Origin of the sequence: Microbacterium deminutum (genome assembly GCF_039530205.1) — a bacterium.
Classification (GTDB): Bacteria; Actinomycetota; Actinomycetes; order Actinomycetales; family Microbacteriaceae; genus Microbacterium; species Microbacterium deminutum.
On record NZ_BAAAOG010000001.1, the window covers coordinates 1,094,866 to 1,115,833 of the forward strand.

Genomic DNA, 20,968 nt, shown 5'->3' on the forward strand with positions numbered 1-20,968 from the left:
GCGTCGGGCGGGCTGGGTCTGCGTCGGCAGCCGAGCGCTCCTCAGCGCCCGGCGGCGTCGATCAGCGCGTCTTCGTCGACCGCGTCTCGATCACGGCGACGGCGTGGGGTGGGTGGCGCGAAGGCGATGCCCGCTTCGCGCGCTTCGGCCTCTTCGCGGCGGTGGCGCCGCTCGGTGTGGATGACGTACCCGATGAAGACGAACCCCATGATCGCGAAGAGGATCCATTGGATCGCGTAGGACAGGTACGGACCGGGATCGTCCGAGGGCGGTTCCAACGCGGTCGGCCGCTCGGCGGGCGCGGGGTCCTCCGAGACCATGAGGGCGTACGCGCTGCGTTCGAGCGCTGATCCGGCAGCGGGCTGCAGGATGTCGGCGACCAGGGCCAGGTTGATGGTCGGCACCTGTCCCTTCGGCGCTGATCGCCCTGATGGCGGAAGCGCCTCGCCGGGTCGCAGCCGTGCGATCACCGTCACCTTGCCGGAAGGCGCCGCGGGAACGGCATCCGGATCGGGCTGCTGGTCCCCTGGCGGCTCCCACCCCCGGTCGACGAGGATCACGCGCCCGTCGTCGAGCTGGAATGGCACGAGCACTTCGTACGCCGCAGTCCCACCGTGCGCCCGATTGCGCGCCAGAAGCTGATCGTCGGCGAGGTACCTGCCCTCGAGGCGCACGGGCCGCCATTCGTCTGCCGGATCCAGGCCGGCACCCGACGGGATGAGCTCGTCGAGCGCCACGGGCTTGGCGTCGTAGTTGGCCGCGATGAGTGCGAGCTGTTCCGATCGCCCGGCGTTGCGTGTGAACTGCCAGTTCGAGAGGAAGGCGCAGGCCACCGCGAAGAGCACCGCCAGCGCGATGTAGATCGCCCACCGCCCCGCTCGGGGAAGGCTCTGGATGCCGGCTGCGCGAGGACTGCTCATCGCGGCACCGCCTCGAGGCCGGGGTCGAGAGGGTGCACCGACACCGGGAAGTCCCGGGCGGCCAGGAACTCCCTCAGATACTCGCGGTGATCATCGCACGCAACCCATGACTTGACGCGATCGGCCTCATGGATGCGCGGATTGCGCCAGTCGATCCGCCACTGCGCCGGGGCGCGGCATCCCGCCCGCGAGCACGTCGGCTCGGCGTACCCGTCATTCATTCGCGCTCGTCCGGCTCGTCTGCCGCCGTGACGACGCGCGTCTCTTCGACCCGCAGGATGCCCGAGTCAGGTTTGGGGGCATCGTGCGGCGTTGCGGGGATCGCCAGTTCCGGACGTTCGGCATCCGGCGGGCGCACGTTCTGGCTGACGTTGGCCATCACCACGGCGATGTAGGGAAGGAGGACCGCGCCGATGCCGAAGACCCATGTGTACCAGCCGTACGGGGTCACGACGACCATCAGGACGAAGCACAGGATGCGGATCCCCATCGTGATGAGGTATCGCCGCGAGCGCGCTCCGGCGTCGTCGCGCGGCGCGCGCGGCAGTGAGGTGGCCGATGGGGCCCGGCTCGAACTCTTCACGATGCTTCCAGACTACGCCGGGCGCGGCGGCCGGTCGCCCGGAGAGTCAGTCAGTATCGGTAGGTCTGGAGATAGTGGACGTTCGCGAGGAAGACCGGCAGGAAGATCAGCAGCAGCAGGACCCCGATGACGAGAAATCCGATGCCGACCCACCCGAGGATCGTGCCGGTGAGGGCCAGTCCTCGACCTCCTTCACCCGTGTGCTTGATCTGCGAGAGCGAGATGTGGCCGGTGACCACTCCGACCACCGAGCCGATCAGCGGCAGGAGCACGTAGGCGGAGATGGACGCGATGAGCGATACGATCGCGAGCGTGTTCGTCCGCGGCTGCGCCGGCGCGCCGTAGGCCGGCGCAGCGCCGTGGGCCGGCGCAGCGCCGTATGGCGGAGCAGCGGCGTATCCAGGAGCGGCACCGTATGGCGGAGCGGCACCGTATGCGGGAGCGGCGCCGTAGGTCGGAGCGGCGCCGTACGCGGGGCCGGAGCCGTACTCGGGTGCCGGGGCGGCGCCATAGCCGGGTGCGGCCGCACCGTAGGGGGGCGAAGCGGCATAACCGGGCTGCGCCGGTGGTGCCGCCGGCGGATACGACGTCGGCGCGGCGTATGAATCGGGCGTCGGCGGGTAGACCGCGGTGGCGGTGTAGGCGTCGGGGCCCGGCGGCGCCGGAGCGGCAGGCGGCGCCGGAGCCCCGGGCGGTGCCGGAGCCGCCGGCGCCGCCGGGACGGCGAACACGTCGGCTTCGGGCTCCTGCGCAGCGGATGCCTCGGCAGCGGCGTCAAGCGTCTCCCCTGAAACGCCGGGGGAGGGCTGCGATGCGGCGGGATCGGGAGGGGAGGCGGGCGTGCTGTTGTCGCTCACGGCGGTGCCTTTCATGGATGCTCCTCCCAGGGTTCCGCGGACGCGGCAGAGTGTCAATCGGATCCGCGACTGCGTGATCGCTCGTCATGGGAGTGTCCGGCGCGCGCCGCTAGGCTGGTGCGGATCCGTTCACCAACCTTCGGGAGCGCCACCATGTCCACCGATCGCGTCGTCCTGGTCACCGGCGGAAACCGCGGCATCGGCCGATCGATCGCCGAGCGATTCGTCTCGGCGGGGTACAGCGTCGCCGTCACCGCGCGTTCCGGTGAGGGTCCAGAGGGCACGTTGACGGTTCGGGCGGACGTGACGGATGCCGCAGCGCTCGATGCCGCGTTCACCGAGGTGGAGAAGACCCTCGGCCCTGTGGAGATCGTGGTCGCCAATGCGGGCATCACCAAGGACACCCTGCTGCTGCGAATGACGGAGGACGATTTCGACAGCGTCATCGCCACGAACCTGGGCGGGACGTTCCGCGTGGTGAAGCGGGCATCGAAGGGAATGCTGCGAGCAAGGTGGGGACGGGTCATCCTCATCTCGAGCGTCGTCGGGCTGTACGGTTCGGCCGGTCAGGTCAACTACGCGGCGTCGAAGAGCGCGCTCGTCGGGTTCGCGCGTTCGCTCACGCGGGAACTCGGCGCACGCGGGATCACCGCGAACGTGGTCGCACCCGGATTCATCGAGACCGACATGACGGCCGCGCTTGCGGAGGACACCCAGGCCGAATACAAGCGCAGCATTCCCGCGGGCCGCTTCGCGACCCCAGACGAGGTGGCGGGCGTCGTCGCCTGGATCGCCTCCGATGATGCGGCGTACATCTCGGGCGCCGTGATCCCCGTCGACGGCGGCCTCGGCATGGGGCACTGACCTCCCTCCGCAGGCCTCCGCTCCGGAGCGCTGGGGCCCGACGCGGCGGTGCCCGGGACAAACGATCCGAGACGAGGACGCCTCAGCGCGAGACCGCCGCGAGGATCTCGCGCGCGAGAGCGTCCGGCTTCGTGAACTGCGGCCAGTGCCCGGTGCCGAGCTTCACGACCTCGCTGTCGTCGATGGCGTCGAATGCATCGGCCCACGGACGCCACTCGCCGAGCATCGCGCGCAGCTCGGCCTCCGACATCCCGCCCATGAGCAGCGTGACAGGCACCTTATGCCGCCGATCATCGTGCAGCTGCAGCGGGTCGGTCGGAACCTTCGCGGGGACCGACGCGGTGCGCGCCGCGGTCTCGGCCCGGGTCGCTTCGTCGAGATCCCAGACCTCGGGCTCGTCGAAGGACTCCCACCCGGGGAAGGGGACCACTCCGTCCACGACGTCGAACTCGGAGATGCCCTGGCCGGATGGCGGCGGAACCGTGTCGACGAATACGACCCGAGCCACACGGTCAGGACGCGCATCGACGGCTCCCCAGGCGACGTTTCCGCCGCCGCTGTGCCCGACGACCACGACCGCTCCGTCGGTTGCGTCGATCTCGGCGACGACCGCGTCGACCCAGTCGCCGATGCCGATGTCCGACGAGTCGGGCGCCGGCACGCCCGTGCCCGGCATCGTGAGTGCGTGAACGGTGTGCCCGGCTTCTTCGAGGGGCGCGGTGATCGAGTCCCAGGACGATGCGTCGAGCCAGAGACCGGGGATGAGGATGATGTCCATGGGCGCGAGGTTACCGAGCATGTCCGACATCGCGCACCGGGGTCGAGGTTCGGCTCAAGGCAGGAGCGCTGTCACCTCGGCGAGATCGATCGCACCGACGACGACATCCGCCCGTGCTCGGACCGCGGGCTTCGCGTTGAATGCCAGGCCGAGGCCGGCGTCGGCCATCATGTGGAGGTCGTTCGCTCCGTCGCCGATCGCGATCGTCCGCCGCAGCGGCACGCCGGCCTCCGCAGCCCATTCACGAAGCGCGGCGGCCTTGCCCGCGGCATCCACGATCTCTCCGTCGATCGAGCCGTCGAGCGCACCGTCCGCGACCCCGAGACGATTCGCGCGCCAGACATCCACGCCCAGTCCGGGAGCGACGGTGTCGAGGATCTCGTGGAAGCCTCCGGACACCACGCCGACACGGCCACCGCGGGCGTGGACGGCGTCGATCAGGTCGCGAACACCGCGGGTCGGCTCGATGCGGTCGAGGACGCGCGCGAGTGCGGTGACCGGTACGCCCGCGAGCACGGCGACACGGGAGCGCAGGCTCATCGCGAAGTCGACTTCGCCTCGCATGGCAGCCTCCGTGGCGGCTGCCACCTCTGGCCCGCGGCCGGCCTCGTCGGCGATGAGCTCGATGACTTCATTGCGGATGAGGGTCGAGTCCGCGTCGAGCACGACGAGGAAGCGGACGGGCGCGGGCATGCCGACAACGCTAGTGCCGCGGCAGCCCGCGACCCGAACGCGGCGTCATCGATCGACGTGGACGCCCTTGCCCACGACGGTGATGCCCGTGTCGGTGACGGTGAAGCCCCGCGCGAGATCCTTGTCGCGATCCACGCCGACCGTGGCGCCCTCGGCCAGGACGACGTTCTTGTCCAGGATCGCCCGGTGGATGCGCGCGCCGGCTCCGACGTGCACGTGGTCGAAGAGCACCGAGTCGGTGATCGTCGAGCCGCCTCCGGCGAGTGTCCACGGGCCCACCACGCTGCGCTCGAGGTGCGTGCCCGAGAGCACGGATCCCAGCGACACGACCGAGTCGATCGCGTTGCCGATGCGTCCCACCGAGTCGCGCACGAACTTCGCCGGCGGCGAGTTGACGGCCTGCGAGTGGATCGGCCATTGCGTGTTGTAAAGGTTGAAGATCGGCAGGGTCGAGATGAGGTCCTGGTGCGCGTCGAAGAACGACTCGATGGTGCCGACATCCCGCCAGTAGTCCCGATCGCGATCCGTCGATCCCGGGACGTCGTTGCGCTTCATGTCGTAGACGCCCGCTTCGCCGCGACCGACGAAGTACGGCACGATGTCGCCGCCCATGTCGTGGTTCGAGGTGGGCAGCTCGCCGTCCGCCTCGACCGCCTCGATGAGCGCCGACGTGTCGAAGATGTAGTTGCCCATCGACGCGAGCACCTCGCCGGGGGAGTCGGAGAGCCCCGTCGGGTTCTGCGGCTTCTCGAGGAACTCGTTGATCTTGCCGGGGTCATCGCCGACGACGTCGATGACGCCGAACTGGTTCGCGAGCGAGATCGGCTGACGGATGCCGGCGACGGTCGCGCGGGATCCGGACTCGATGTGCGCCGAGAGCATCTGACGGAAGTCCATGCGGTAGACGTGGTCGGCGCCGATGACGACGACGATGTCGGGCTTCTCGTCGTTGACGAGGTTGAGGCTCTGCAGGATCGCATCCGCCGATCCCGAGAACCACCGCTTGCCGAGGCGCTGCTGCGCCGGCACCGAGGCGACGTACGAGTCGAGGAGCGCAGACATGCGCCAGGTCTGCGAGATGTGGCGGTCGAGGCTGTGCGACTTGTACTGGGTCAGCACCACGATCTGACGAAGGCCCGAGTTTATGAGGTTCGAGATGGCGAAATCGATGAGCCGGTATTGACCGCCGAACGGAACGGCGGGCTTGGCCCGATCCGCCGTCAAGGGCATCAGACGTTTTCCCTCGCCGCCGGCGAGGACGATCCCGAACACCTTCGGAGCTGCTGGCATGGCACCACACTATGACGCGCAACCCCCGTGTACTAGCGTTCGAGACATGCGCGTCGACATCATCACCAAGGAGTACCCCCCCGAGATCTACGGCGGCGCGGGGGTGCATGTCACAGAACTGGTGAAATCGCTCCGCGCGTCCCTCGATGTGCGGGTGCGGGCCTTCGGCGCCCTTCGCGACGAGGAGGGGACCATGTCGTACGGGGTGCCGTCCGAGCTCGCCGACGCGAATGCGGCGGTCCAGACCCTCGGGACCGATCTCGAGATCGTGACGGATGTCGCCGGCGCCGACGTGGTGCACAGCCACACCTGGTATGCGAACTTCGCCGGACACCTCGCGTCATTGCTGCACGGCATCCCGCACATCGTCACTGCGCACTCGCTCGAGCCGCTGCGGCCATGGAAGGCCGAGCAGCTCGGCGGGGGTTACGCCGTCTCGAGCTGGATCGAGAAGACGGCGTACGAGGGTGCGGCCGCCGTGGTCGCCGTCAGCGACGGCATGCGCAACGACATCCTGCGCAGCTACCCGACCCTGGATCCGGCCAAGGTCCGCGTGATCTACAACGGCATCGACGTCGAGGCCTGGCATCCCGTCGAAGATCCAGATCTGCTCCGCGAGCTGGGAGTGGACGCGTCGCGGCCGTCCGTCGTCTTCGTGGGGCGGATCACCCGGCAGAAGGGGCTGCCCTACTTCCTCCGCGCCGCCGAGCGGCTGCCCGCCGAGGTGCAGGTCGTGCTGTGCGCGGGCGCTCCGGACACCCCGCAGATCATGGCCGAGGTCGAAGGCCTCGTCCGCGGGCTCCAGGAGTCGCGCGACGGCGTCGTGTGGATCGATCGGATGCTGTCGCGCCACGAGCTGTGCACCATACTGAGCGCCGCGACCACCTTCGTCTGCCCGTCAGTCTACGAGCCGCTAGGCATCGTGAACCTCGAGGCGATGGCGTGCGGCGCGGCCGTCGTCGGCACCGCGACCGGCGGCATCCCCGAGGTGGTCGTGGACGGCGTGACAGGGCGCCTCGTGCCGATCGAGCAGGTGCAGGACGGCACTGGGACACCGACTGATCCCGAGCGTTTCGTGGGCGATCTCGCGCGCGTTCTGACCGAAGTCGTCAGCGACCGTCAGCGCGCCCGCGAGTACGGTGCCGCCGGACGTCAGCGCGCCACCGACGAGTTCAGCTGGGGCCGCATCGCCGAGCAGACCGCCGCGCTGTATACGGAGGTCACCGGCGCCGGCCGATAGGCTGAAGACATGCCGCAGGTGCTCGAGTTCTCAGACGTCGTCGTCCGCAGAAACGCCCGAGACATCGTCGACCACCTCGACTGGTCGGTCAGCGACGACGAGCGCTGGGTCATCCTCGGACCCAACGGCGCGGGCAAGACCACCCTGCTGCAGCTCGCCGACACGTTGCTGCATCCGACATCCGGAACCGTCACGATCCTCGGCGAGCGACTCGGTCGCTCGGACGTGTTCGAACTGCGCCCGCGCATCGGATTCGCCTCGACCGCGATGGCCAAGCGGATCCCGGCGGAGGAGACCGTCCTGAACGTGGTGCTGACCGCCGCGTTCTCAGTGCTCGGCCGCTGGAACGAGCGGTACGAAGACATCGACGAGCGCCGCGCCCTGCGCGTCCTCGCCGAATGGCACCTGGAGGGCCTCGCCGATCGCACCTTCGGCACGCTCAGCGACGGTGAGCAGAAGCGGGTGCAGATCGCCCGGGCGATCATGACGGACCCCGAGATGCTGCTGCTCGACGAACCGGCCGCGAGCCTGGACCTGGGTGCGCGGGAGGAGCTGGTCTCGCTGCTGGGCGGATATGCGCAGGCGCCCAGCACCCCCGCGATGATCATGGTCACGCATCACGTCGAAGAGATCCCGGTCGGATTCACGCATGTGATGCTGCTCGCCGAAGGGCGCGCGGTCGCCGCGGGACCCCTGAGCGCGACGCTCACCGCCGAGAATCTCACGGCGACGTTCGGCGTGCCGATCTTCCTCACCGAACTCGGCGGCCGTTACGCCGCCCGGGCCGCGCACTGAGACGAGGGCGGACTCGTCGGCTGCTCGATTCCACGAGTGGGCCGCAGGGCTGATAGAATCGCTCTTTGGTGCGCTCGCACCGCAGACTTTCACCGCCCTGGCAAAATCCAGTGCACCACTCCCTAGAGGATCACCATGAAGACTGACATCCACCCCGACTACCAGGCCGTCGTGTTCCGCGACCTCGGCTCGGGCGAGACCTTCCTGACCCGCTCGACGGTCACCAGCGACAAGACGATCGAGCTCGACGGCGTCGAGTACCCGGTCATCGACGTCGAGATCTCATCGGCATCGCACCCGTTCTACACGGGCAAGCAGCGCATCATGGACTCGGCCGGTCGTGTCGAGAAGTTCAACCAGCGCTTCAAGAACTTCGGCGGCTCGAGCAAGTAAGCCCGCCTCGCGATGGCCCCGCTTCGGCGGGGCTTTCGTCGTTGTACCGGCCGGTCGCGCGGCATCCGGTCGTTGAGCGACGAGACGAAACGCGTCGTACCCGGCCGGTACGCCGGGTTGGGGGCGTTTCGTCTCGCTTCGCTCGCTCAACGACCGGGGGGCGACGGCCCGCGACGAAGCTCGGCTCAGCGGATCGGCCAGCTGCCGTCCAGACGATCCTCGGGGTCGAGGCGTCCGATCTGGATGAAGTAGTCGGTCAGGCTCGCGGCCTGGGCTCGGGCCCACGCGATCTGCCGCGTGTGAAGCTCGCCGGCGGTCGTCGGCAGCCACGGTGCGAACCGCTCGGCCAGTGCCTGCGCCACGCGTCCCGCCGCGACCGCGTCAGCCGACGCCTCGTGCGCGCCTTCGAGCCTGACGGAGTAGTGCGCTGCCACGACCGACAGCGTGCGCTTGCCGCGCCGCCATCGGTCGTACGCCTTGTCGACGACGAGCGGGTCGATCACCGGAGACGGGTCGTCGATCGGCCCGACGCCATGGCGGAGCGCCTCGTATTTCAGGAGTGAGAAATCGTACGGCGCGTTGTAGGCGACGATCGGGATGCCGGCATCCAGCAGGGCACGCAGTGCCCCGACGACCTCGTCCACGACCTCGGGCGCCGGGCGACCCTCGTCTCGCGCGCGATCGGTCGTGATCCCGTGGATGGCGGTGGCGCCTTCGGGGATTGCCACGCCAGGGTCTGCGAGCCAGTCGCGTGCCCGGATCACCGCGCCACCGGCATCCAACAGCCCGACGTGCGCCGTCACGATGCGGTCGGTCGTCACGTCGACGCCGGTCGTCTCGAGATCGAAGACGCCGATCACCTTGACCCACTCAGGGGTCTGGAAGAGCGGGAGCGGCTCGGGTCGCCACTGGTCCATGCCGATGACGGTATGCGTCCCCTCCGACATCCGCTGTCAGGCGCTCCGCCAGCCACGCTCTCGTAGACTCGACGCGTGGTCGTCCCGAATCCGTATGCGGCGCTGCTCGAGGCGATCCCCGTCGAGCGGCACGAGGTCGACGCCGGCGGCTCGACCACGGCGTACTGGACGTATGGGCCGGCGGATGCCGAGACCACCGTCGTCGCGGTGCACGGGTTCCGCGGCGAGCATCACGGGCTCGAGCCGGTCGTCGCCCACCTCCCCGAGGTGCGTGTCATCTCACCCGACCTTCCCGGATTCGGCGAGACGCCGCCGCTCCCCGGCAGCCGCCATGACATCGACGCCTACGCCGCGTGGCTTCAGGAATTCGTCGACGCGGTCGCCCCCGGCGCCGTCATCCTGGGTCACTCGTTCGGCTCCATCGTCGTCGCGGCGGCCGTCGCCGGCGGCCTCGCGACGCCGCGTGTCATCCTGGTGAACCCCATCGGCGCGCCGGCGCTCGAAGGCCCACGCGGGCTGTTGACCCGGCTCGCGGTCTTCTATTACTGGGCGGGCGCGCGACTTCCGAAACGCGTCGGGGATGGGCTGCTGCGCAACGGCGCGGTGGTACGGGTGATGAGCGTGTCGATGGCGAAGACACGGGATGCCGAGCTGCGCCGGTTCATCCACGACCAGCACGACACCTACTTCTCGCGATTCGCCGACCGCGACCAGCTGCACGACGCATTCCTCGCCTCGGTCTCCAATGACGTTCGCGCGTACGCGCCGAGGATCTCGCAGCCCACGCTGCTCGTGGCGGCGCAGCGCGACGACATCACTCCGATCGAAGCGGAGCGGCGCCTCGCGACCATGTTCCCGGATGCGACCCTCGTCGAGATCCCGGATGTCGGACACCTCATCCACTACGAGACGCCGGCTGCCGCGGCCGATGCGATCAGACGGTTTCTCGCGCCTTCCGAGCGCGATACGCGTTGACGTTCATGCGATTGCCGCAGTTGCCGGTGTCGCAGTACCGCTTCGATCCGTTCTTCGAATAGTCGATGTACACCGACTCGCAGTCGTCGGCCGAGCACACCCGGACGCGGTCGTATTCGTCCGCGCGGATCACGTCGACGAACGCCATCGCCGCCTCGACCAGGATCCGGGTGGCGAGCGGAGCGTCGTCGCTGGTCGCATGGACGTGCCAGTCGTAGCCGTCGTGCCGGACGAGGCGGGGGAGCGCTTCGCCGTCGCGCAGCATCGCGTTCACGAGGGGAACGGCGCTGTCGCGATCGACATCCCACAGCTGACGCAGGCGCGACCGGATGCCGCGCACCGCCTCGACCTCGTCGGAGTCGCGCCGGATCGTGCCGCTGTACGGGTTCATCGCGAGGTATTTCTCGAAGTCCGCGATCGTGACGAGGGTGTCTTCGTCGTCGAACGCCGGCAGCGTGTTGACGAGATGGACGGCGGCCATCAGCGACTGCTGCGTGTCACGAATGAAGACCATGTTGACTCCTGACATCCGCTTCGATATTGTCACCAGTGTAAGCACATTTCACTCCTTACAGTCGGATGCCGCCATGACCACTTCGACCGCATCGCTTCCGGTCATCCGATCGCTGTCGTCGACGCGGCCCAAGACGTCGGGACTGATCATGGCCGTCGCCTCCGCGCTGGCGTTCTCGTCGAGCGGACCGTTCGTGAAGCCCCTCCTCGAGGGCGGCTGGTCGCTCGGCGCGGCGCTGCTCGTCCGCATGGGAGTGGCGGGGCTCATCCTGTCGCCGGCTCTGTTCCTGGCGATCAGGCGCCAGCGGGGGTTCCTCCGCCGTCACTGGCGGCTGCTGCTCGGGTTCGGGCTCATGCCCGTGCTCGGCTGCCAGCTCTTCTTCTTCTCGGCGATGCAGCGGATGCCGGTCGCCGTGGCCCTGCTGATCCAGTACCTCGCGCCGGTGATGCTCGTGGCCTTCGTCTGGGCGCGGACGCGGCGGGCGCCGTCCGCGCTCGTGCTGTGGGGCTCGGCGGTGGCCATCGTCGGACTCGTGCTCGTCGTCGACATCTCCGGCGCATCCTTCGACCTGATCGGCACTCTGCTGGCCCTCGGTGCGGCGGTGTGCGTGTGCGCCTACTTCGTCATCTCGGAGCGCGCCGGCGACGACCTGCCGCCGCTCGCACTCGCGGCGGGCGGCCTGCTCATCGGCGCGGGTTTCATCGCGATCTTCATCGCCGGCGGCATCCTCCCCTTCGAGGCGCCGGCGATCGACGTGGTGCTCGCGGGAGTCTCGGTGCCGTGGTTCGTGCCGCTGCTGTGGGTCGCCGGGATCGCCACGACCCTCGGCTACGCGCTCGGGGTCATGGCCGTGCCCCGCATCGGCTCGCGCGTGGCATCGTTCGTCGGCCTGTCGGAGGTGCTGTTCGCGCTGGGCTTCGCCTGGCTCTTCCTCGCGGAGGTGCCGGCGCCGATCCAGTTCGTCGGCGGCGCGCTCATCCTCGTCGGCGTCGTGCTCGTCCGGCTGGATGCCCAATCACCCGGGAACCCGCGTGGGGAGGCCGCTACGTTTCCCGCCGTGCCAGCTCCATGAGGGGCGCCACTCGGTGACTGATGACCTCTCCCATCACGAGGGAGGTCTCGGTGCGCTCGACGCCCTCGATTGCGAGGATGCGGGCATCCGTGTCGAAGAGGTGCTGCGTATCGCGGCACGCGACCCGCACGAGCAGATCGACCTGACCTGACAGCCCGTGGGCGTGGACGATCTCGGGAACCTTCGTCAGCTCGGCGGTGATGCGGGGGAGGTCCGCCTGGCGGACGATGACGCTGATGAAGGCCTCTATCGGGAAGCCGAGCGCAGACGACGAGATCGCGCGTTCGTACGAGAGGAAGACGCCGGCGCGCTCGAGGCGGGCCATGCGTGCCTGCACGGTGTTGCGCGACAGCCCGAGCCGTTCGGCGAGCGCCACCACGGTCGCTCGCGGGTCGGCGGAGAGGGCGGCCAGCAGCTCCAGGTCGACGTGATCGAGGGCGCTCATAGTGCGCAAGGTTAGCACGGTCTCCGAGCTCGTGAGTTGGCAACATGCTCAAGAGGAGGCGGATTGGTTGAGCTAGGTGCGATGTGGACGTATTCTTGAGGTGTCGGCGACGCCGCCGGCGATCCACGTTGACCCGCCTCACGAGGGCAGGTCGAGGAGTGATGACGATGACGCACACCATGAACCCCACGGCCGATGTCGCGACCGACATCGACGATGTCGCCCGGCTGCTGAGTCCGGACGGCGAGCGGATCTCGGATCCCGACCTCGAGAGATGGGTGGCGGATGTCGATTCCGCCGTCCTTCGGAGCCTCTATCGCGACATGGTGCTGGTGCGCCGCATCGACACCGAGGGCGTCGCCCTGCAGCGGCAGGGACAGCTCGGCCTGTGGGCGCCCTGCCAGGGGCAGGAGGCCGCCCAGGTGGGGACCGCACGCGCCTTCCGCGCGGACGACTTCGTGTTCCCGAGCTACCGCGAGATCGGCGTGAACTACGTGCGCGGCGCGAAGCCCGCCGACTTCGTGATCGCGTGGCGCGGTGAAGAGCACTCCACGAACAACCCCTACGACATCAACACCGCGACGCCGCAGATCATCATCGGCGCCCAGTCGCTCCACGCGGTCGGGTACGCGATGGGCATCCAGATCGACGGCACCGACCAGGTCGCGGCCGCCTACTTCGGCGACGGCGCCTCGAGCCAGGGCGACGTCAACGAGGCAATGATCTTCGCATCGTCGTTCCGCTCTCCGGTCGTCTTCGTCTGCACGAACAACCAGTGGGCGATCTCCGAGCCCGTGTCGGTGCAGGCGAAGTTCCCGATCGCCGGGCGGGCGCCGGGCTTCGGCATCCCGAGCATGCGCGTGGACGGGAACGACGTCCTCGCGTGCCTCGCGGCGATGCGCTGGGCGCTCGACAACGCGCGCCGCGGCAACGGGCCGGCATTCATCGAGGCCGTGACCTACCGCATGGGCCCTCACACGACGTCGGACGACCCGACCCGCTACCGCGACAAGGACGAGGTCGAGCGCTGGCGCCGGCGCGACCCGATCACCCGGGTCGAGGCGCTGCTGCGGGCCGAGGGCGCGTTCGACGACGCCTTCGCGGCCGAGGTCGCCGCCGACGCGGACCGTCTCGGTGCCGCGGTCCGCGCCGCCACTCTCGGCGCGACCTCGCGCCAGCCGATCGAGGTGCTCGACCACGTCTACGCCGAGCCGCACTCCGGCCTCGAAGAGGAGCGCGCCTGGTTCGCGGCGTACCTCGACGGCTTCGCGGGTCAGGAGACGGGCCGATGACGCAGCTGACGATGGCGAAGTCCATCAATGAAGGGCTCCGTCGTGCCATGGCCGACGACCCCAAAGTGCTCATCATGGGTGAGGACATCGGCAAGCTCGGCGGGGTGTTCCGCATCACGGACGGCCTGCAGTCCGAGTTCGGCGCGCAGCGCGTGATCGACACGCCGCTCGCCGAGTCGGGGATCATGGGCACGGCCGTCGGGCTCGCGTTCCGGGGCTATCGGCCGGTCGTCGAGATCCAGTTCGACGGCTTCGTGTACCCCGCGTTCGATCAGATCGTGTGCCAGGTTGCGAAGCTGCACTACCGCACGCGCGGAAACGTCACGATGCCGATCACGATCCGCATCCCGTGGGCCGGTGGCGTGGGTGCCGCCGAGCACCACTCCGAGTCGCCCGAGGCTTATTTCGTGCACACCTCGGGACTGCGCGTCGTCGCCGTCTCGAATCCGCAGGACGCGTACGTCATGCTCCGCCAGGCGATCGCCTCGAACGATCCGGTCGTCTACTTCGAGCCCAAGCGGCTGTACCACACGAAGGGGGAGGTCGACCTCGACGTCGACCTGGCCGACGCGCCGCCGATGGGCCTTGCGCGGGTCGCGCGCGAGGGAACCGACGTCACGCTGCTGACGTACGGCGCGCAGGTGACGACGGCACTGGATGCCGCGACCGCCGCCGAGGACGAGGGCGTGTCGATCGAGGTCATCGATCTGCGGTCGATCTCGCCGGTGGACTATCGCACCGTGACGGCCTCCGTGCGCAAGACCGGACGCGTCGTCGTCACGCACGAGGCCGCACGCGAGGCCGGTGTCGGGGCCGAGCTCATCGCGAGCGTCACCGAGCGGTGCTTCAACTACCTCGAGGCCGCGCCGGCGCGCGTCACGGGCCACGACATCCCATACCCGCCCGCGAAGCTCGAGAAGCACCACCTGCCGGACCTGGACCGGATCCTGGACGCCGTCGACCGCGTGCTCGACCGGCCGAACTCGCTGACCGGAGTCGAGCTGTGAGAAACGATCACGACGGCCGCGGAGCGGCCTGGAACGGAGCGGTGCTGTGATCCAGGACTTCGCGCTCCCCGACCTCGGTGAGGGACTTCCCGAGGCCGAACTCGTCCAGTGGATGGTGAACGAGGGCGACACCGTCACCCTCAACCAGACGATCGCCGAGGTCGAGACGGCCAAGGCCGTCGTCGAGCTCCCCTCGCCTTACGCGGGCACCGTCAAGACGCTGCACGCGGCGGCCGGAGACGTCGTCGCCGTCGGCTCGGTGCTCATCTCATACGACGTCGAGGGTGCCGATGCGGCCGACAGCGGGCTCGCGCCCCAGGCCGGCGAGCCGGCGGCGGCCGCTGCGCCGGATGCCTCGGCGCCTGCCGCGGACGCTCCGGCCGAGTCTCCCGCCGAGCCTGAGGAGAAGGCCCAGCCCAACCTCGTCGGCTACGGGGCGGCACCCCGCGGTGCCGCTCGGCCGCAACGACGTTCGCGCTCGGTGGGCTCTCGGCCCGCGGCATCCGACACAGCCGTTCTCGAGGCCGCCCCGCACGACGCACTTCACGGCGTCTCGGCCGTCGTCGAGCAGCCGGTGGAGCGCCCGCGCTCGACTCCGCCGGTGCGCATGCTGGCGAAGCAGCTGGGTGTCGACCTCGCGCTCGTCGAGGCGACGGGTGATGCGGGACTCATCATGCGAGGCGATGTCGAGGCCTATGCGCGCCGCGTCGGCGCGGCGCCGGTCTCAGGAGCGTCGAACGGCGGCGCCCCCGCATCGTCCGTCATGGACGTGGACGTGCTCGAGGCCTCGCGGCCGCAGACGCCGGGGGAGCGGACCACCCGCACACCGATCCGGGGCGTGCGCAAGCTCACCGCCGAGGCCATGGTGCGCAGCGCCTTCACCGCGCCGCACGTCACGACGTTCGTGACAGTCGACATCACCGGGACGACCGAGCTGATCGCCTCGCTGAAGAGCGACCGGGGCCTTCAGGACCACAAGATCGGCATCATGGCGGTCGCCGCGAAGGCCGTGTGCCTGGCGCTGGCGCGGCATCCGGGACTGAATTCGCGGTGGGATGACGCGGCCGGCGAGATCGTCGAGCACCACTACGTCAACCTGGGCATCGCCGCCGCGACCGGCCGCGGACTCGTGGTCCCCAACATCCGGGACGCGCAGGAGCTGACGCTCGTCGAGCTGGCCGACGCGATCCGCGGGTTGGCCGAGACGGCACGCGCGGGAAAGACGGCGCCTGCCCAGATGATGGGCGGCACGTTCTCGATCACGAACGTCGGCGTCTTCGGCGTGGATGCCGGCACCCCGATCATCAATCCGGGTGAGGCGGGCATCCTCGCCCTGGGTGCCGTTCGCCGTCAGCCTTGGGAGCACCGCGGTGAGATCGCGCTGCGCGACGTCATGACCCTCGCTCTGTCCTTCGATCACCGGCTCGTCGACGGCGAGCAGGGATCGAAGTTCCTCGTGGACGTCGCCGACATCCTGCGCGAACCCGGCCGGGCGATGCTGCTGCGCTGATCGCGGCGCAGGGGCGCCTCGTCGACCACCGAGAACAGTCCACGAGATGTCGGCCTCTTCGAGCCGGGTGAAGATCGTAGGGGGTGCGGGATCCAGCCACTTGTCGTGCCCGCCACCGCCCGGTTCGTGATGAAGCCCTGCGAAGTCGAGGCGTGGAAGGCATCTTCCGGCCAGGTCAGGACACGACCCGAGCCCCTCAGGAGGTCAGCGCGGCGAACGCCATCGATTCGAGGATGCCCCGCACGGTGCTGTCTGCAGGAGCGCCCCGCAGGCCGCGCGAGCTGTACGGAGTCGAGTTGATGAGCCCGAAGCACGCATGCGCACGCACCCGAAGCTCGCTCTCGCCGTGCGTCGGGAGGAGGTCCGAGAGGATGCCGATCCACAGTTCCACGTACTCCCGCTGGAGCCGCCGCACGGTGTGGCGATCCTCCTCGCGCAGACTGGCGAGGTCGCGATCCTGCACGCGGATCACATCGGCGTCGCTGAGGGCGAAATCGACGTGGAAGGCGATGATCGCGCGCAGCCGATCCTGCGGATCTCCGCCTTCGTCGACGACGGCGCGACCGCCGGCGCGCAGCCGCGCGCTCACGCCGATCAGGATCGCGCCGAGCAGCGCCTGCTTGTTCTCGAAGTGCCGGTAGACGGCGGGGCCGCTCACTCCGACAGCCGCTCCGAGATCCTCGAGGCTCACGCCGCTGTAGCCGCGCTCGGCGAAGAGCCTTGCAGCCTCGTGCAGGATGGCCGCCTGCCGATCGGCTTTCGCACGATCGCGTTCGGTGACACCGCTTGTCATCTCAGTTAATCCTCGCTAACCTAGACTCCAGTTAGTGAACCCTAACCAATCGATCGCGGCGAGACAACAGACGTGACCCGATCGTGACGTCGACGGAGATGACATGAGCACGCCCACGGCCGGCGACCTGCGCGACGACCTCCTTTCGAGCGACCGCCTCGTCCGGCGTCCCGTGCTGCGACGGCTGCACAGCGTCGTGGCCCACGACGACCGATTCGAGCGCACTCGCGATGCCCAGGCGACGCTCGTCGCCGAACTGCGGGAGCGGCTGGCCGCGGCATCCCTCGGTGGACCCGTCCGCTCACGCGAACGCCACGTCTCACGCGGAAAGCTGCTGCCGCGCGACCGTGTGACGCGCCTGCTCGACGAGGGGAGCCCCTTCATCGAGATCGCGCCGTTGGCCGCCGAAGGCCTCTACGGCGGCGAAGCCCCCGGCGCGGGCGTGATCGCCGGCATCGGCCTGGTGCAGGGGCGGCACGTCATGGTCGTGTGCAACGACGCGACCGTCAAGGGCGGCACGTACTATCCGCTCACGGTGAAGAAGCACCTGCGCGCGCAGGAGATCGCGCTAGAGAACCGGCTGCCCTGCATCTATCTCGTCGACTCGGGGGGCGCCTTCTTGCCGATGCAGGACGAGGTCTTTCCGGATCGCGACAACTTCGGACGCATCTTCTACAATCAGGCACGGATGTCGGCCGCCGGCGTCCCGCAGATCGCGGCCGTGCTCGGTTCATGCACCGCGGGCGGCGCCTATGTGCCCGCGATGAGCGATGAGACCGTGATCGTGCGGAATCAGGGCACGATCTTCCTGGGCGGACCCCCACTCGTGAAGGCAGCCATCGGCGAGGTCGTGACGGCGGAGGAACTCGGCGGCGGCGACCTCCACGCCCGGCGCTCCGGAGTCGTCGACCACCTCGCAGAAGACGACGAGCATGCCCTCGAGATCGTGCGCGAGATCGTCGCGACGCTCCCGCCGCCGCTCGCACCGGGATGGGAGGTGCTGCCCACGGTCGCGCCCGCCGTCGACCCGTCCGACCTCTACGGCGTCGTGCCCGTCGACGTGAACCAGCCGTACGACGTCCACGAGGTGATCGCGCGGCTCGTCGACGCCAGCGAGTTCCACGAGTTCAAGGCGTTGTATGGCGAGACCCTCGTCACAGGGTTCGCCAGGCTCCACGGCCACCCTGTGGGCATCATCGCCAACAACGGCGTGCTCTTCTCGGAGTCGGCGCAGAAGGGCGCGCACTTCATCGAGCTGTGCGACCAGCGCGGCATCCCGTTGCTGTTCCTGCAGAACATCTCGGGTTTCATGGTGGGACGGGATGCCGAAGCGGGCGGCATCGCGCGAGACGGCGCCAAGATGGTCACGGCGGTGGCCACCACCCGGGTGCCCAAGCTGACGGTGGTGATCGGCGGATCCTTCGGCGCCGGCAACTACTCGATGTGCGGCCGCGCGTACTCGCCGCGATTCCTGTGGACGTGGCCTGCGAGCCGGATCTCGGTCATGGGCGGTCCGCAGGCGGCATCCGTGCTCTCGACCGTCAAACGCGACCAGCTCGAAGCCCGCGGCGAAGCGTGGACCGCGGAGGCCCAGGCCGAATTCGAAGCGCCGATCCGCGCCCAGTACGAACAGCAGGGCAGCCCGTACTACGCGACAGCGCGGCTCTGGGACGACGGCGTCGTCGATCCGGCCGACACTCGGGACCTGCTCGGACTGGCACTGGATGTCGTCTCCCGCACGCCCCTGCCCGAGCCGCGCTTCGGCGTCTTCCGGATGTGACCCCGATGGCCTCGATCCCCTTCCCTGAGTCCGTGGCACCGGTCGGCGAGGCCGTGGCACCGGTCCGTGAGTCCGTGGCGCCGGCTGCCGAGCCCGTCGGAGGTTTCGACACGGTCCTCGTGGCTAATCGCGGCGAGATCGCACGCCGCGTCATCCGCACCCTCCGCCGGCTCGGCATCCGCTCCGTCGCCGTCTACAGCGACGCCGACGCCGACGCTCCTCACGTGCGCGAGGCGGACCTGGCGGCACGGATCGGGCCGGCCGCGGCATCCCGTTCGTATCTTGACATCGATGCGGTGCTCGCGGCCGCGCGGGAGACGGGCGCGCAGGCGATCCATCCCGGGTACGGGTTCCTGTCCGAGAACGCCGCCTTCGCGCGGGCCTGCGCCGACGCGGGCATCGTCTTCATCGGCCCGGGCGAGCGCGCGCTCGACGTCATGGCCGACAAGATCCGGGCGAAGGCGCATGTCGCCGCCCACGATGTGCCGACTGTGCCCGGCTTCAGCGCGAAGGGCATGTCGGATGCCGAGATCGCCGTCGCGGCATCCGAGGCGGGCTACCCGCTCCTGGTCAAGCCGTCAGCCGGCGGCGGAGGCAAGGGCATGCAGATCGTGCGCGCTCCCGGGGAGCTGACGGAGGCGCTCGCCACGGCTCGGCGCGTCGCCGCCGCCGCGTTCGGCGACGACACGCTGCTCCTCGAGCGGCTCATCGAGCGCCCGCGGCACATCGAGGTGCAGGTGCTCGCTGACACGTACGGCACCGTCATCCATCTCGGCGAGCGCGAGTGCACGCTTCAGCGGCGGCACCAGAAGGTGGTCGAAGAGGCGCCGTCGTCCGTCGTCGACGCCGCCACGCGCGCCCGGATCGGCGCGGCGGCGTGTGCCGCGGCCGCCAGCGTGGACTACCGCGGCGCGGGAACCGTGGAGTTCCTCGTGGCCGCCGACCGTCCGGACGAATTCTTCTTCATCGAGATGAACACGCGGCTGCAGGTCGAGCACCCGGTGACCGAGCTCGTCACCGGGGTCGACCTGGTCGAGCAGCAGCTGCTGGTCGCCGCAGGGGAGCGGCTGGCGCTCGCTCAGGACGGCGTCCGCCTCGTCGGGCACGCGATCGAGGCGCGCGTATACGCCGAGAGTCCCGAACGCGGGTTCCTTCCGGCGACCGGCGATGTGCTGGAGTGGCGGGCGGCGTCTTCGCAGGACGGCGAACGTCCCGACGTCCGCACGGATGCCGCGGTCGAGACAGGCTCGGTCATCACCGCCGACTACGACCCGATGATCGCGAAGGTGATCGCGTGGGGAGCCGATCGCGCCGAGGCGCTGACCCGGCTCGATGAAGCTCTGGCCGAGACGGTGGTGCTCGGCGTCGACACGAACATCGCGTTCCTGCGCGGCCTGCTCGCCATCCCCGCGGTGGTCGCCGGCGATCTCGACACGGGGCTCATCGACCGGATGCCGGCGTTCGTCGGGGCGCGGCCCTCGGAGCCAGCCCTCGCCGCCGCGGCATCCTTCGTGAGAAACCATCGTCCGGCTGAGATGTCGGGCGATGCGCGGGGTCTCATCACGGGAGTGGTTCCCCAGCGAGGAGCGAGCGAGCTCTGGGCGACAGCCTCGGGGTGGCGCGCGGGCTCGCATGCGGTGCCCGTTTCGCAGTGGTTCGAGACTGCGGACGGCGAGATCGCGTCGGTGGCGTCCGTACCCGACCTGTCCTCCCGCTCTGTCGGAGACGGGGCTGACGACGGCGCGACGCCTGATGGCGCGATGGTCCGCGCCTCGGCAGACGGCCTGCTGTGGGTTCATGCGGACGGCGCGACCACCACGCTCCGGCCGCTGACCCGGCGCGAGGCGATGGACGCCCGTCTGGCCGCGCGGGAGCGGGAATCCGCAGCCACCGATCCGCAGCTGCACGCGCCGATGCCCGGAGCGGTCGTCGCCGTACATGTATCGGATGGCGCGGCCGTCCGTGCGGGCGACCGCATCGTGACGATCGAGGCCATGAAGATGGAGCATCCCGTCGTCGCGCCGCACGACGGCATCGTGACACTCGACGTCGCCGTGGGGGAGCAGGTGCGCCGCGACCAGGCACTGGCGCACGTCGTGGCCACGCCCGGCGACAGTGAAGCATCCGAACGCGACGCGGCTGAGACCGCGGGATCCACCAGCGGAGTTGATCCCGTCACGACCTCATCCGACCACCGATCCTGACCCCGTCACGACCCCATCCGACCACCGATCCCGATCCCCGACACGA

The 20,968-nt window shown here is 69.5% G+C and carries 22 protein-coding genes; 11 read left to right on the plus strand and 11 right to left on the minus strand.

Going from position 1 to position 20,968, the window contains the following annotated elements:
• Window positions 1-41: 41 nt before the first annotated feature.
• From ABD212_RS04940 to ABD212_RS04955, 4 genes are read right to left on the minus strand one after another with little or no spacing between them, the layout of a single operon-like run.
• On the minus strand, window positions 42-920 hold the full coding sequence (locus tag ABD212_RS04940; protein WP_344091794.1) for an SURF1 family cytochrome oxidase biogenesis protein: 879 nt from the start codon (window positions 918-920) through the stop codon (window positions 42-44).
• On the minus strand, window positions 917-1,141 hold the full coding sequence (locus ABD212_RS04945; protein WP_344091796.1) for a hypothetical protein: 225 nt from the start codon (window positions 1,139-1,141) through the stop codon (window positions 917-919). The genes ABD212_RS04940 and ABD212_RS04945 overlap by 4 nt, the downstream gene beginning before the upstream one ends.
• Entirely contained in the window at window positions 1,138-1,503 is a 366-nt protein-coding gene (locus ABD212_RS04950) for a DUF3099 domain-containing protein (protein WP_344091798.1), read from the minus strand. Before ABD212_RS04950 ends, ABD212_RS04945 begins: the two co-directional genes overlap by 4 nt.
• A 50-nt stretch (window positions 1,504-1,553) precedes the next feature.
• Window positions 1,554-2,375, minus strand: a complete 822-nt coding sequence (locus ABD212_RS04955; protein WP_344091800.1) for a DUF4190 domain-containing protein — start codon at window positions 2,373-2,375, stop codon at window positions 1,554-1,556.
• 138 nt (window positions 2,376-2,513) lie between these two features.
• On the opposite strand from ABD212_RS04955, the gene ABD212_RS04960 reads away from it, so the two are divergent.
• The gene (locus tag ABD212_RS04960) at window positions 2,514-3,224 is read left to right on the plus strand and encodes a beta-ketoacyl-ACP reductase (RefSeq protein ID WP_344091802.1); all 711 of its coding nucleotides are present in this window, start codon (window positions 2,514-2,516) and stop codon (window positions 3,222-3,224) included.
• Window positions 3,225-3,306: 82 nt separating this feature from the next.
• On the opposite strand, the gene ABD212_RS04965 is transcribed toward ABD212_RS04960, so the two are convergent.
• The 3 genes from ABD212_RS04965 to ABD212_RS04975 are packed head-to-tail and all read right to left on the minus strand — an operon-like array spanning window position 3,307 to window position 5,985.
• Window positions 3,307-4,002, minus strand: a complete 696-nt coding sequence (locus ABD212_RS04965) for an alpha/beta fold hydrolase (RefSeq protein ID WP_344091804.1) — start codon at window positions 4,000-4,002, stop codon at window positions 3,307-3,309.
• 54 nt (window positions 4,003-4,056) lie between these two features.
• On the minus strand, window positions 4,057-4,695 hold the full coding sequence (serB, locus tag ABD212_RS04970) for a phosphoserine phosphatase SerB (RefSeq protein ID WP_344091806.1): 639 nt from the start codon (window positions 4,693-4,695) through the stop codon (window positions 4,057-4,059).
• Window positions 4,696-4,740: 45 nt separating this feature from the next.
• Entirely contained in the window at window positions 4,741-5,985 is a 1,245-nt protein-coding gene (locus tag ABD212_RS04975; protein WP_344091808.1) for a glucose-1-phosphate adenylyltransferase, read from the minus strand.
• 46 nt (window positions 5,986-6,031) lie between these two features.
• Here ABD212_RS04975 and glgA point away from each other — a divergent pair, with 46 nt between their 5' ends.
• The 3 genes from glgA (at window position 6,032) to ABD212_RS04990 (ending at window position 8,413) form a co-directional block, all read left to right on the plus strand.
• The gene (gene glgA / locus ABD212_RS04980) at window positions 6,032-7,225 is read left to right on the plus strand and encodes a glycogen synthase (protein ID WP_344091810.1); all 1,194 of its coding nucleotides are present in this window, start codon (window positions 6,032-6,034) and stop codon (window positions 7,223-7,225) included.
• 9 nt (window positions 7,226-7,234) lie between these two features.
• Window positions 7,235-8,020, plus strand: a complete 786-nt coding sequence (locus ABD212_RS04985; RefSeq protein WP_344091812.1) for an ABC transporter ATP-binding protein — start codon at window positions 7,235-7,237, stop codon at window positions 8,018-8,020.
• Between the two features lie 135 nt (window positions 8,021-8,155).
• Window positions 8,156-8,413: a type B 50S ribosomal protein L31 gene (locus ABD212_RS04990; RefSeq protein WP_067246295.1), complete on the plus strand. Its 258-nt coding sequence runs from the start codon at window positions 8,156-8,158 to the stop codon at window positions 8,411-8,413.
• A 185-nt stretch (window positions 8,414-8,598) separates the two neighbouring features.
• Here the strand turns inward: ABD212_RS04990 and ABD212_RS04995 are convergent, their stop codons facing one another.
• A complete protein-coding gene (locus tag ABD212_RS04995; RefSeq protein WP_344091819.1) occupies window positions 8,599-9,330 on the minus strand; it encodes a 3'-5' exonuclease in 732 nt (243 codons plus the stop codon).
• A gap of 75 nt (window positions 9,331-9,405) precedes the next feature.
• Between ABD212_RS04995 and ABD212_RS05000 the strand changes: the two genes are divergently transcribed.
• On the plus strand, window positions 9,406-10,305 hold the full coding sequence (locus ABD212_RS05000; protein WP_344091821.1) for an alpha/beta fold hydrolase: 900 nt from the start codon (window positions 9,406-9,408) through the stop codon (window positions 10,303-10,305).
• On the opposite strand, the gene ABD212_RS05005 is transcribed toward ABD212_RS05000, so the two are convergent.
• On the minus strand, window positions 10,265-10,819 hold the full coding sequence (locus ABD212_RS05005; protein ID WP_344091823.1) for a CGNR zinc finger domain-containing protein: 555 nt from the start codon (window positions 10,817-10,819) through the stop codon (window positions 10,265-10,267). The genes ABD212_RS05000 and ABD212_RS05005 overlap by 41 nt on opposite strands.
• A 73-nt stretch (window positions 10,820-10,892) precedes the next feature.
• On the opposite strand from ABD212_RS05005, the gene ABD212_RS05010 reads away from it, so the two are divergent.
• A complete protein-coding gene (locus ABD212_RS05010) occupies window positions 10,893-11,891 on the plus strand; it encodes an EamA family transporter (RefSeq protein WP_344091825.1) in 999 nt (332 codons plus the stop codon).
• Here ABD212_RS05010 and ABD212_RS05015 read toward each other — a convergent pair.
• Entirely contained in the window at window positions 11,863-12,336 is a 474-nt protein-coding gene (locus ABD212_RS05015; protein WP_344091827.1) for an Lrp/AsnC family transcriptional regulator, read from the minus strand. The genes ABD212_RS05010 and ABD212_RS05015 overlap by 29 nt on opposite strands.
• Window positions 12,337-12,497: 161 nt before the next feature.
• On the opposite strand from ABD212_RS05015, the gene pdhA reads away from it, so the two are divergent.
• The 3 genes from pdhA to ABD212_RS05030 are packed head-to-tail and all read left to right on the plus strand — an operon-like array spanning window position 12,498 to window position 16,145.
• Window positions 12,498-13,628 carry a pyruvate dehydrogenase (acetyl-transferring) E1 component subunit alpha gene (pdhA, locus tag ABD212_RS05020; protein WP_344091829.1) on the plus strand — a complete coding sequence of 377 codons (1,131 nt, stop codon included), beginning with the start codon at window positions 12,498-12,500 and terminating at the stop codon, window positions 13,626-13,628.
• Complete coding sequence (locus tag ABD212_RS05025; protein ID WP_344091831.1) at window positions 13,625-14,635, plus strand: alpha-ketoacid dehydrogenase subunit beta; 1,011 nt, start codon at window positions 13,625-13,627, stop codon at window positions 14,633-14,635. The genes pdhA and ABD212_RS05025 overlap by 4 nt, the downstream gene beginning before the upstream one ends.
• A 46-nt stretch (window positions 14,636-14,681) precedes the next feature.
• On the plus strand, window positions 14,682-16,145 hold the full coding sequence (locus ABD212_RS05030) for a dihydrolipoamide acetyltransferase family protein (RefSeq protein ID WP_344091833.1): 1,464 nt from the start codon (window positions 14,682-14,684) through the stop codon (window positions 16,143-16,145).
• Between the two features lie 196 nt (window positions 16,146-16,341).
• On the opposite strand, the gene ABD212_RS05035 is transcribed toward ABD212_RS05030, so the two are convergent.
• Entirely contained in the window at window positions 16,342-16,938 is a 597-nt protein-coding gene (locus tag ABD212_RS05035) for an SACE_7040 family transcriptional regulator (RefSeq protein ID WP_344091835.1), read from the minus strand.
• Between the two features lie 103 nt (window positions 16,939-17,041).
• Here ABD212_RS05035 and ABD212_RS05040 point away from each other — a divergent pair, with 103 nt between their 5' ends.
• Window positions 17,042-18,718, plus strand: coding sequence for a carboxyl transferase domain-containing protein (locus ABD212_RS05040; RefSeq protein ID WP_344091837.1), 1,677 nt, complete (start codon window positions 17,042-17,044; stop codon window positions 18,716-18,718).
• 5 nt (window positions 18,719-18,723) lie between these two features.
• A complete protein-coding gene (locus ABD212_RS05045; protein WP_344091839.1) occupies window positions 18,724-20,922 on the plus strand; it encodes an acetyl/propionyl/methylcrotonyl-CoA carboxylase subunit alpha in 2,199 nt (732 codons plus the stop codon).
• The last annotated feature ends 46 nt before the right edge of the window (window positions 20,923-20,968 follow it).

Bases quoted from the DNA above. Each gene is read 5' to 3' on its own strand.
- ABD212_RS04985 (WP_344091812.1), top strand. From the start codon at position 7,235: ATGCCGCAGGTGCTCGAGTTCTCAGACGTCGTCGTCCGCAGAAACGCC.
- ABD212_RS04940 (WP_344091794.1), bottom strand. From the start codon at position 920: ATGAGCAGTCCTCGCGCAGCCGGCATCCAGAGCCTTCCCCGAGCGGGG.
- ABD212_RS04975 (WP_344091808.1), bottom strand. From the start codon at position 5,985: ATGCCAGCAGCTCCGAAGGTGTTCGGGATCGTCCTCGCCGGCGGCGAG.
- serB (WP_344091806.1), bottom strand. From the start codon at position 4,695: ATGCCCGCGCCCGTCCGCTTCCTCGTCGTGCTCGACGCGGACTCGACC.
- ABD212_RS05035 (WP_344091835.1), bottom strand. From the start codon at position 16,938: ATGACAAGCGGTGTCACCGAACGCGATCGTGCGAAAGCCGATCGGCAG.
- ABD212_RS04965 (WP_344091804.1), bottom strand. From the start codon at position 4,002: ATGGACATCATCCTCATCCCCGGTCTCTGGCTCGACGCATCGTCCTGG.
- ABD212_RS04955 (WP_344091800.1), bottom strand. From the start codon at position 2,375: ATGAAAGGCACCGCCGTGAGCGACAACAGCACGCCCGCCTCCCCTCCC.
- ABD212_RS05045 (WP_344091839.1), top strand. From the start codon at position 18,724: ATGGCCTCGATCCCCTTCCCTGAGTCCGTGGCACCGGTCGGCGAGGCC.
- ABD212_RS05010 (WP_344091825.1), top strand. From the start codon at position 10,893: ATGACCACTTCGACCGCATCGCTTCCGGTCATCCGATCGCTGTCGTCG.
- ABD212_RS05015 (WP_344091827.1), bottom strand. From the start codon at position 12,336: ATGAGCGCCCTCGATCACGTCGACCTGGAGCTGCTGGCCGCCCTCTCC.
- pdhA (WP_344091829.1), top strand. From the start codon at position 12,498: ATGACGATGACGCACACCATGAACCCCACGGCCGATGTCGCGACCGAC.
- ABD212_RS05025 (WP_344091831.1), top strand. From the start codon at position 13,625: ATGACGCAGCTGACGATGGCGAAGTCCATCAATGAAGGGCTCCGTCGT.
- glgA (WP_344091810.1), top strand. From the start codon at position 6,032: ATGCGCGTCGACATCATCACCAAGGAGTACCCCCCCGAGATCTACGGC.
- ABD212_RS05005 (WP_344091823.1), bottom strand. From the start codon at position 10,819: ATGGTCTTCATTCGTGACACGCAGCAGTCGCTGATGGCCGCCGTCCAT.
- ABD212_RS04945 (WP_344091796.1), bottom strand. From the start codon at position 1,141: ATGAATGACGGGTACGCCGAGCCGACGTGCTCGCGGGCGGGATGCCGC.
- ABD212_RS04990 (WP_067246295.1), top strand. From the start codon at position 8,156: ATGAAGACTGACATCCACCCCGACTACCAGGCCGTCGTGTTCCGCGAC.
- ABD212_RS04960 (WP_344091802.1), top strand. From the start codon at position 2,514: ATGTCCACCGATCGCGTCGTCCTGGTCACCGGCGGAAACCGCGGCATC.
- ABD212_RS05040 (WP_344091837.1), top strand. From the start codon at position 17,042: ATGAGCACGCCCACGGCCGGCGACCTGCGCGACGACCTCCTTTCGAGC.
- ABD212_RS04995 (WP_344091819.1), bottom strand. From the start codon at position 9,330: ATGGACCAGTGGCGACCCGAGCCGCTCCCGCTCTTCCAGACCCCTGAG.